We start from the raw sequence: 1,597 nt of genomic DNA on the forward strand, positions 1-1,597 counted from the left end.
GCCCAGACCGACAGGCGCACCCGCGCGGCGCCGAGGTCGCGCGCGTCGTGGAGCGCGGCGTCGAGCAGTGCGGACCCGACGCCTCGGCCACGCACCTCCGGCACCGCCCACAAGCGCTTGATCTCGGCCACGTCGTCGCTCACGGAGAGCACGACGACCCCGACGACGCGATCGCCGAGCTGGGCCACACGCACGCGGTGACCCGCGTAGGCCGCTGAGGGGTCATCGATCTCGCGGCGATAGCGCTCGGGAAGTGCTCCGGAGGGATCGGGCGCGCTGCCGCCTTCCTGCTGCCTCTTCTCACGCTCGGTCTGCAGCAGATATGCCCGCACCGCAGCGCCGACCTCGTGCGCATCGGCTCCGGACAGGTCGGCGAGCCGGATCACCGGTCGATCCGCCTCGGGTCCGAGCGCGACGCTCACGCTCAGTCGCAGCCGCAGCCGCCGGACGGCGTCTTCACCATGAAGCACACGTCGCAGACGCCGTAGTCGCGCTCCTCGACGGGCTTCGGCGCCTTCTCCGCGCGGGGGGCGGAGACGCGAGGAGTCGTCGCACGCTTCGCCGCACGCTGCGGAGTCAGCGGGATGAACTCGCTCGGGTGACTGACGTAGAAGTACGGCGGGCGCCCCTCACTGGGCTGCAGTCGCAACGGCGCGGAACCGACGATGAGTCGCTCGTCTTCCGTGAAGCCGTTCGTGTAGGTGCGGCCGATGTGGAGGGATGCTCCCTCGCCACGACGGATCGCCTCGATGTATCGACCGCGGTCGATGAACGAACTGATCCCGATGGCCTCGACGATCGCCGTGATGAACGCGTGGTTCGACGGGTCGATGCGGTGCGCGCGCAGCGCCTCCGGGAGCGAACGGTATGGACGGGAGGTGCCTGCGGGGGTCGGGCCCTGTACTTCTTTCATCCCTTCCAGGATCCCACGCCGCGAGGGGTGCGGCCGACCGTTTTCTCCTCGTATACGTGCCAAACTGACGTCATGGCTCAGGCGACGATCATCGGATCCGGCCCGAACGGCCTCGCGGCGGCGGTGTCGCTCGCTCGTGCCGGCTACACGGTGCGCGTCCTCGAAGGCGCGGACACGATCGGCGGCGGGGTCCGTACCCGCGAATCCACGCTCCCCGGCTTCCAGCACGACGTATGCTCCGCCGTGCACCCCGCTGCCCTCTCCTCTCCGTTCTTCCAGGCGTTCGGTCTCGATCGGCGGATCGAGTGGATCCGGCCGGAGGCGTCCTACGCGCATCCCCTCGACGACGGACGTGCGGCGGTGGCATGGCGCGATATCGATCGCACCGCGGCACAGCTCGGCGTCGACGGCGGAGCCTGGCTGTCCCGACTGCGGCCTCTGAGCCGGCACATCGAGGGGGTCGTCGACTTCACGGGCAATCAGCTGCTCCGGATCCCGCGCGATCCGGTGACCGCCGTGCGCTACGCCCTGCGGATGCTGGATCAGGGCACGCCCCTGGCCGCCGCGGCGTTCCGCACGGAGGAGGCCGCCGCACTGATGTCGGGGGTGGTGGCGCACGCGAACTCCCCGCAGCCGTCGCTGGCGGGCGCTGCCGCAGGGCTGCTGCTCGCCGCACTCGGTCAC

The 1,597-nt window shown here is 70.7% G+C and carries 3 protein-coding genes; 1 reads left to right on the top strand and 2 read right to left on the bottom strand.

Going from position 1 to position 1,597, the window contains the following annotated elements; translation table 11 throughout:
* Both DSP71_RS05130 and DSP71_RS05135 read right to left on the bottom strand, forming a co-directional pair.
* A partial coding sequence (locus tag DSP71_RS05130) for a GNAT family N-acetyltransferase (RefSeq protein ID WP_147251209.1) occupies positions 1–386 on the bottom strand: 386 nt, incomplete at its 3' end.
* 38 nt (positions 387–424) lie between these two features.
* Positions 425–913, bottom strand: a complete 489-nt coding sequence (locus DSP71_RS05135) for a hypothetical protein (RefSeq protein WP_113680550.1) — start codon at positions 911–913, stop codon at positions 425–427.
* A 72-nt stretch (positions 914–985) separates the two neighbouring features.
* Here DSP71_RS05135 and DSP71_RS05140 point away from each other — a divergent pair.
* On the top strand, positions 986–1,597 hold a 612-nt coding region (locus DSP71_RS05140), incomplete at its 3' end, for an NAD(P)/FAD-dependent oxidoreductase (RefSeq protein WP_147251208.1).

The sequence above is a fragment of the Microbacterium sp. H6 genome (genome assembly GCF_003314775.1).
GTDB classification, from domain to species: domain Bacteria; phylum Actinomycetota; class Actinomycetes; order Actinomycetales; family Microbacteriaceae; genus Microbacterium; species Microbacterium oxydans.